Origin of the sequence: Chelatococcus reniformis (assembly GCF_014640075.1) — a bacterium.
GTDB lineage: Bacteria > Pseudomonadota > Alphaproteobacteria > Rhizobiales > Beijerinckiaceae > Camelimonas > Camelimonas reniformis.
Genome location: NZ_BMGG01000001.1, coordinates 1,071,208 through 1,079,485 on the forward strand (window position 1 = coordinate 1,071,208; position 8,278 = coordinate 1,079,485).

Sequence of the window (8,278 nt, forward strand, 5' to 3'; positions counted from 1 at the left end):
CCTGCCCCCAAATCGGCGCTCGATCGCGCCGCGATTGGCTGCAATCACCCAATCGCAAGAGAAGCGATCCGGATTCAAAGACTTGGTGAATTTCTAACCGATTGGATGATTCCATCTGTCGGACATGCTCCAGCGGTCTCTGCGGCGGGGCCGGGCCGCCGTCGGCCAAGGGGACACAAGGCTCTCGAGGCTTTCGATGCCGCCTTGGCGTTGCCGCAGGGCGCTGCTATCTCGTCGCAATGAGCTCGCATTCCATCGACAACATCCGCAACTTCTCGATCGTCGCCCACATCGATCACGGCAAGTCGACGCTGGCCGACCGCCTGATCCAGACGACCGGCGCCATCTCCGAGCGGGAGATGACCGAGCAGGTGCTCGATTCGATGGATATCGAGCGCGAGCGGGGCATCACCATCAAGGCGCAGACCGTCCGGCTGGAATACCCGGCCAAGGACGGCAAGACCTACGTCCTCAACCTGATGGACACGCCCGGCCACGTCGACTTCGCCTATGAGGTGTCGCGCTCGCTCGCCGCCTGCGAAGGCTCCCTGCTCATCGTCGACGCGTCCCAGGGCGTGGAGGCGCAGACGCTGGCCAACGTCTACCAGGCGCTCGACGCCGGCCACGAGATCGTGCCGGTGCTCAATAAGATCGACCTGCCGGCGGCCGAGCCGGACCGCATCAAGGAGCAGATCGAGGAGGTCATCGGCATCGACGCCTCCGAGGCGATCGCGATCTCCGCCAAGACCGGCCTCGGCATCCCCGACGTGCTCGAGGCGATCGTCACCCGCCTGCCGCCGCCCAAGGGCGACGAGGCGGCCCCGCTCAAGGCGCTTCTGGTCGACAGCTGGTACGATGCCTACCTCGGCGTGGTGGTGCTGGTGCGCGTCGTCGATGGTGTCCTCAAGAAGGGTATGACCATCCGCATGCTCGGCACCGGTGCCACCTACGGCGTCGACAAGGTCGGCGTCTTCCGGCCCAAGATGCGCGATGTGGCCGCGCTCGGCCCGGGCGAGGTCGGTTTCCTCACCGGGTCGATCAAGGAGGTGGCCGACACCCGCGTCGGCGACACCATCACCGACGACCGGCGCCCGACCACCGACGCCCTCCCCGGCTTCAAGCCCGCTCAGCCCGTGGTGTTCTGCGGCCTGTTCCCCGTCGATGCGGCGGACTTCGAGAACCTGCGCGCCGCCATGGGCAGGCTGCGTCTCAACGACGCCAGCTTCTCCTTCGAAATGGAGACATCGGCGGCGTTGGGCTTCGGCTTCCGCTGCGGCTTCCTCGGCCTGCTGCACCTGGAGATCATCCAGGAGCGGCTGGAGCGGGAGTTCAACCTCGACCTGATCTCGACGGCGCCGTCGGTGGTCTATCGGCTCAATATGAGCGACGGCACGATGATGGAGCTGCACAATCCGGCCGACATGCCGGACGTGATGAAGATCGCCTCGATCGAGGAGCCGTGGATCCGCGCCACCATTCTGACGCCCGACGACTACCTCGGCGCCATTCTGAAGCTCTGCCAGGACCGGCGCGGCGAGCAGATCGACCTCAACTACGTCGGCAAGCGCGCCATGGTCGTCTACGACCTGCCGCTGAACGAGGTGGTGTTCGATTTCTATGATCGGCTGAAGTCGGTGTCGAAGGGCTACGCGTCGTTCGACTACGCCATCACCGGCTACCGCGAGGGCGACCTCGTCAAGATGTCGATCCTGGTCAACGCCGAGCCGGTGGATGCGCTGTCCATGCTGGTGCATCGCGCGCGCGCCGAGATGCGCGGCCGCGCCATGTGCGAAAAACTGAAGGACCTGATCCCGCCGCACCTGTTCCAGATCCCGATCCAGGCGGCGATCGGCGGCAAGATCATCGCCCGCGAGACCATCCGGGCGCTGCGCAAGGACGTGACCGCCAAGTGCTACGGCGGCGACGCCTCGCGCAAGCGCAAGCTGCTGGACAAGCAGAAGGAGGGCAAGAAGCGCATGCGCCAGTTCGGCCGCGTCGACATCCCCCAGGAGGCCTTCATCGCCGCCCTGAAGATGGACAGCTGAGGCACCTCAGGCGGCCTTGTCCAACACCGGCTGCATCAGCCAGGCGAGCTCTTCCTCGGTTAGCACGAAATCCTCGGCGTTGACGCCTCGAGGCCATCGGCGGCTGCGGCGCGGGCTGGTCCCGATCGGGGCCGCGGCGTGGCGCACCGGGGCAGCTCCGGCATCCGCCGCTCGGCCGCGGGCCCCGGCGCCGCCGCGGCCTTGCCCGGCGCCGCGGCCCGCTCGGCCAGCCGACGATGCCGCCGATCGCGGCGACCGGCAGCTCGATGACCATCGGGTCGACGCCCTCGTAGGCGGAACGGAACTCGCAGACCACCACGTCGCCAGCCACCTTGAGCAGGCGCACGTCGGCGATCGAGCTGCGGAAATCGAGCCGGGACACGATCACCGCGTTGGCCCGCCGGTCGTCGTCGCCGCGCTGGGCATGCCCCTATGTGCAACCGTCTTGCAATTGGGCCAGGTGGCAGAAACCCCACAGTTCAAGGGCTCATCGCCGTTGTTGGGGCAAACGTCGGTACGCGTCTTCGAAGCGGCTTTGCAAATTGCGACGCGACCGGTCGCGATTTTGCATGTTGGATGGGAGCCTCCGGACCATTGAACCTGGAGCCCTTGTCAGCGATTGGGTAATTCCGCCCCATCGCGAAGCGCTTTTAGCGTCCTGTTCATCCGCGAGGGTCCGCCGGCACCTGCCGGTCGGCACCGCGCGAGCCCGCCGCCGTTCGCACACGAGGATTGAGCGATGCGCAATTTCATCAGCCCCGGCCGCTCGCTCGCCATGGGCAGCGGCGGCATGGCGGCGACCTCCCATCCCCTGGCGACGCTGACGGCGATCGACGTCCTGCGGGACGGCGGCAACGCCATGGACGCGGCCATCGCCGCGGTCGCCGTGCAGGGCGTCGTCGAACCGGCCATGACCGGCATCGGCGGCGACTGCTTCATGCTCTACAGCCGCGCCGGCGGGCCGCCGATCGCGCTCAACGGCTCGGGCCGGGCTCCCGCCGGGGCGACGTGCGCCTGGTTCGCCGAGCGCGCCGTCACCGAGATCAATCCGCTGTCGCCCCACGCGGTCACCGTGCCGGGCGCCGTCGATGCCTGGTGCCGGCTCAACCAGGCGCACGGCACGCGCGGCCTGGACCTGCTGCTGGCACCGGCTATCCGCGCGGCCGAGGAGGGATACCGGGTCACCCCGCGCGTCGCCTTCGACTGGGCAGGATCGGTGGACAAGCTCGGGCGCGATGGCGACGCGGCGGCGCAGTTCCTGCCGGGGGGGCGGGCGCCGGTGGCGGGCGACCTCGTGCGCCAGCCCGCGCTGGCCCGCACGCTCGCGGCCATTGCCCGGGGCGGCCGCGCCGCCTTTTACGAGGGCGAGGTGGCCGAGGAGATCGTCGGCAAGCTGCGCGGTCTGGGCGGCCTGCACACGGCCGCGGATTTCGCGGCGCAGGCCTCGCTGGAGGTGAAGCCGATCCACGCCCGCTATCGCGACGTGGAGGTGTACGAATGCCCGCCCAATGGGCAGGGCCTGATCGCGCTGATGATGATGCGGCTGCACGAGCGCCTCGCCGGCGATGCCCATGGCGAGGCCGACCGCATCCACCTGATGGCGGAGATCACCAAGGCCGGCTACCACGCCCGCGACGCCTATCTCTGCGATCCCGATCACATCGACGTTGCGGTCGAGCATTTCCTCTCGGACGCCTGGCTCGACCGGGTGAGCGCGCATATCCGCATGGACCGCGCCAGCGCCTTCGGCGCCTGGGACCACGTCGCCCACAAGGACACGGTGTATCTGACGGTGGTCGATCGGGACCTCAACGCGGTCTCCTTCATCAACTCGATCTTCCACAGCTTCGGCTCGGGCATCTACGCACCCGGCTGTGGCGTGCTGTTGCACAACCGCGGCTCGGCCTTCCGCACCACGCCCGGCCATCCCAACGCCATCGCGCCGGGCAAGCGGCCGCTGCACACGATCATCCCCGGCATGGTGATGAAGAACGGGCGAGCCCTGATGCCCTTCGGCGTCATGGGCGGCCAGTACCAGGCGACCGGCCACGCGCACCTCCTCGCCCACGTGTTCGAGGAGGGGCTCGATATTCAGCAGGCGAACGAAGCGCCGCGCAGCTTCGCCACTGCCGGCCGCCTGCAGGTCGAGCCCACCGTGCCGAGCGCGGTGCTGGCCGATCTGGCGCGGCGTGGCCACGACCTGGAGATCGTCGCCTCGCCGATCGGCGGCTCCCAGGCGATCATGATCGACGCTGCACGCGGGCTGCTGCTGGGCGCCTCCGATCATCGCAAGGACGGCATGGCGCTGGGGTTCTGAGGTCCGCGGGCCACGGCCGACCCGCTCCGGCCGTGGCGCATGAAGCCGCCGTCCGATCGCTGGCTTGCGATCGACGAGAGGGGTGCTCTACTCCGGCTCGAAGTTGGTCGCCACGCCGTTGATGCAGTAGCGCAGGCCGGTGGGCGGCGGGCCGTCCGGGAAGACGTGACCCAGGTGCCCGCCGCAGTTGGCGCAATGCACCTCGGTGCGGACCATGCCGTAGCTTGTGTCGCTGCTGGTCTCGACCGAACCGGGCTCGGGGCTGTCGAAGCTCGGCCAGCCGGTGCCGCTGTCGAACTTGGTTCCCGAGGTGAAGAGTTTCTGGCCGCAGCCGGCGCACACGAAGCTGCCAGGTCGCTTCTCGTAGTTGAGGGCGCAGCTGCCTGGCCGCTCGGTACCGTGCCCGCGCAGCACCTCGTACTGCTCGGGCGTGAGCAGGCGGCGCCACTCCTCGTCCGTGTGGCTGACGGGATAGGCTTTGCTCTGGCTGGAGGCTGCGGTGTACATGTCGTCTCCTCGAAGTCTGGCAGTGTGGCCATGTCCGCTTGCCCTGGAATATGGTTGCGAACGAGCCTCCGCTCAACTCCCCAGCCGTCGGGCGCACCATCGGCCGCGGAGGCCGGTGGACGGGACCGCCGCGCCGCGGCGGACTTCGAAATGACCGAATCGATGCGCAAGGCTATGGGTGGCTGGACCGCGGTGTGCGCTGGATCACAGACAGAGCCGGACGCCGCCCGGAGCATTCGCCGCCCGCCGCCGCACAGAGCCTCGTCACGAACCATGACACATGCTTTTTTCCCGCACATCGGCGGCCTGCCGTGGCGCCTGCGCGGTGGCCGCCGGCCCGGCGAGGCGCACTAGCCATGGGCGTCATCAAGCCGACGGCCGCGCCCTGGCCCGAGCCGCGCGAGGGGGCCGGCACGCTCAAGCGCAGGATGGCGGTGATCGTCGCTGCCGACGTCGCCGGCTATTCCCGGCTGGTGGCCGAAGACGAGGAAGGCACGCTGCGGCGACTGGCCGAATACCGCACCTTGTTCGACGGCTGCATCGCACGGCACGGCGGGCGGATCTTCAACACCGCCGGCGACTCAGTCATGTCGCAGTTCGATTCGGTGGTCGAGGCGGTGCGCGCCGCCGTCGACATCCAGACGACGCTGCGCAGTCGCAACCTGTCTTTCGCCCCCGGCCGCCGGCTGGAATTCCGGATGGGCATCACCGTCGGCGACGTCGTCGAGCGCGACGGCGACCTGCTGGGGGACGGGGTCAACATCGCGGCACGGCTGCAAAGCCTGGCGGCACCGGGCGGCATCTGCGTGTCGCGCACGGTGCACGAGGCGGTGACCACAAAGGTGCCGGTCTCGTTTCGAGACCTCGGTCCGCAGACCCTGAAACACATACCCACTCCGGTCCACGCCTACATGGTGGCCTGGCCGGGCGAGCGCGTGGAGGCGCCCACCGCCACAGCGGGCCGTCCGGCCAGGCGCGGGGGTGGCCGGATGCCGTGGGGGGCGCTGCGCTGGATGCTGGTGGCGCTCGCCATCGTCTTCATCGTGCTGCCGACGCTGCGCCTGGTTCGCCGGACCATCGAGAAGGAAGGCGGCATGCTGGCCAGCGGCGAGATCGTCGTGCCGCCGCGCGCCGCCGGCGAAGGGGGCGGCGCCAAGCCGCCCGAGACGAAACCGGTGGACGTCAAGCCCACCGACCGCAAGCCCGCGGGGGGCGGGCCAGCCAAGGCCGCCAAGCCGGCCCTGCCGGCAGACCCGTCCGCTGCCTTCGCCCAGCTTGCCCGCGATCCCAAGCCGGTCGCCAACGCGTCGACCGTGGCGGAACTCTATCACAATGCGCGGGTGCTGGAGACCAAGGGCGACGCGCTGGGTGCCCGCCGCGCCTATCTCACCCTGGTGCGGCTGCCCGGCGAGTTCATCGATCCGCAGCTGCGCCTGGCGGCGCTGCTGCGGATCCAGGACGGACGTGCCGGGGCGCGCGAGGTCTACGCCGATCTCGCCGCCAGCAATCCGGCGCGGGCTGTGCAACTGGTCTATGTCCAGCAGCTGCCGCCGGCCGAGCGGCGCAGCAAGATTGAGGCGCTGGTCGCCGATGATCCCGGCTTCATTCCCGGCTGGTACGCGCTCGCGGGCGTCTATGGTGATGAATCCGGCAGCGTGCCGACGCTGACCGAGCGGCGGCTCGAATATGACGCGCTGGATCGGGTGCTGAGCGCCGACGAGGACGGCAAGCTGGCGCCCTTCTTCCTCGACCAGCGCATGCGCGCGGAATGGGTGGACAACGCCAAGCGCCGCAAGGCCGCCATCGAGGCACGCTTCAACGGAGCATCGACGCGGCCGACCGCCTCGTTCCGCCGCGGCGATCAAGGCTGGCTGGCGGCCGTCACGCTGCCGGAGCCGGCGACTGGAATCGCCTATCGGATCGGCGACAGCGGCGCCTTCGTTCCGGTCGCCGCGGCCGAGAGCGCGGACAGCGGCAGCCGCAAGCCGACGGCCACCGCGAACTTCAACCTGCCGGCCGACCAGACGCGGACGACGGTCTACCTGTCCTATAACGACCTGTCCGGCGGACATGCCGGGCCATTCCCGATTCCCTTCGACCCGCGCGAGGCGCTGGCGGCGAACCAGCGCCAAGTCCTGGAGCTGACCTCCGGCTCGTGGCTGGATTGGGCTGCGGACCGCGACCTCGTCTACTTCAATCACCTCATCGTCTACCGCTGCGCGCTCAAGGAGGCGCGCATCGGCTTCGGCGATGGGCCGATCGACATGGCGCTGCCGTTGCCGCCCTGCGACGAGATCAAGCCCTATGGGGTGCCCGCCGACGCCCGCGTCTCGGTGCCCGTGCCGGCCGACGTGACCGGCGTCTCCGTCGCGCTCACCTACGCCGACGGCTCGCCCTCCGAGGTCAGGACGTTCGAGCGGCCTTAAGGTCGGATGCGTGAATTCACCGAGGCCTCAGCGGCCAGCGGCTCGGCGCGTGCCCTGCCGCGACCCTCTCAGCCGGTGCGCACGAAGGTGAGGTAGCTGGGCACGCGGCCTTCACGGAAGGCCTTGGCCTCGTAGCGCGTCCCGGGCCAGTCCGGCCAAGCGCGCGTCCAGTCCGTGGCCGAGGCTGCGGGCCAGTCGAAATCGGGCGAAGCCGCGGCGCGCGCCAGCGTCCAGGCGGCGTAGTCGTCGATGTCGGTGGCGAAGCGCAGCGTCGCGCCCGGCTTCAGGACGCGGGCGAGCAGCGCCAGGGTCGCCGGCGAGACGAGGCGGCGCTTGCGCTGCCGGCGCTTGGGCCAGGGATCGGGATAGAGGATGAAGGCCCGGTCGATCGAGGCGGCCGGCAGCCGCGGCAGGAGTTCGGTGGCGTCGCCGTCGTGGATGATGAGGCGATCCAGGTCCGCCTCGCCATTGGCCAGGAGCTTGGCGACGCCGTTGACGAACGGCTCGCAACCGATGAAGCCGACGTCGCGGTGGCGGCCCATCTGAGCGACGAGATGCTCGCCGCCGCCAAAGCCGATCTCGAGCCAGACTTCGCCGATCGGGCGCCGGAAGAGCGTGCGTGGCGCGACGGCGCCCGCCGGGGGCGGGCGCAGCCGGGGCAGCACGTCGGCCATCAAGGCCGCCTGCCGGTCGCGCAGGCGGTGTCCCTTGCGGCGGCCATGGAAGGCGCCGGCATGCGGCAAGCCAGTGGTCATGATGGCGCGTCCGCAGTTACCGCCGGGTCTCTAAGCCCTTGTCCGATCGGATGATGCTTCCGATCGGGACATGCTCCAGTCGAGCGCCCCGACGATACCCGACGGGTCGCTGAAGCTGCCGCTCAGCCGGCGGCCGAGCGGATGGCCTCGGCCAGATCCGTGCGTTCCCACGAGAAGCCGCCGTCCGCCTCCGGCGCGCGGCCGAAGTGCCCATAGGCCGAGGTGCGC

General features: G+C 69.7%; 5 protein-coding genes. 3 read left to right on the forward strand and 2 right to left on the reverse strand.

Annotation, left to right across the window (positions count from 1 at the left end; all coding sequences use genetic code 11):
• The first annotated feature begins 239 nt into the window (after positions 1–239).
• Complete coding sequence (gene lepA / locus IEW34_RS04595) at positions 240–2,045, forward strand: translation elongation factor 4 (protein WP_188607894.1); 1,806 nt, start codon at positions 240–242, stop codon at positions 2,043–2,045.
• A 739-nt stretch (positions 2,046–2,784) separates the two neighbouring features.
• Positions 2,785–4,362, forward strand: a complete 1,578-nt coding sequence (locus tag IEW34_RS04600; protein ID WP_188607895.1) for a gamma-glutamyltransferase family protein — start codon at positions 2,785–2,787, stop codon at positions 4,360–4,362.
• An 87-nt stretch (positions 4,363–4,449) separates the two neighbouring features.
• On the opposite strand, the gene msrB is transcribed toward IEW34_RS04600, so the two are convergent.
• Positions 4,450–4,869 (reverse strand): peptide-methionine (R)-S-oxide reductase MsrB, encoded by a 420-nt coding sequence (gene msrB / locus IEW34_RS04605; protein WP_188607896.1) that lies wholly within the window; start codon positions 4,867–4,869, stop codon positions 4,450–4,452.
• Positions 4,870–5,225: 356 nt separating this feature from the next.
• On the opposite strand from msrB, the gene IEW34_RS30270 reads away from it, so the two are divergent.
• A complete protein-coding gene (locus IEW34_RS30270; RefSeq protein ID WP_210324435.1) occupies positions 5,226–7,295 on the forward strand; it encodes an adenylate/guanylate cyclase domain-containing protein in 2,070 nt (689 codons plus the stop codon).
• A 68-nt stretch (positions 7,296–7,363) separates the two neighbouring features.
• On the opposite strand, the gene trmB is transcribed toward IEW34_RS30270, so the two are convergent.
• The gene (gene trmB, locus IEW34_RS04615; protein WP_188607897.1) at positions 7,364–8,050 is read right to left on the reverse strand and encodes a tRNA (guanine(46)-N(7))-methyltransferase TrmB; all 687 of its coding nucleotides are present in this window, start codon (positions 8,048–8,050) and stop codon (positions 7,364–7,366) included.
• Positions 8,051–8,278: the final 228 nt, after the last annotated feature.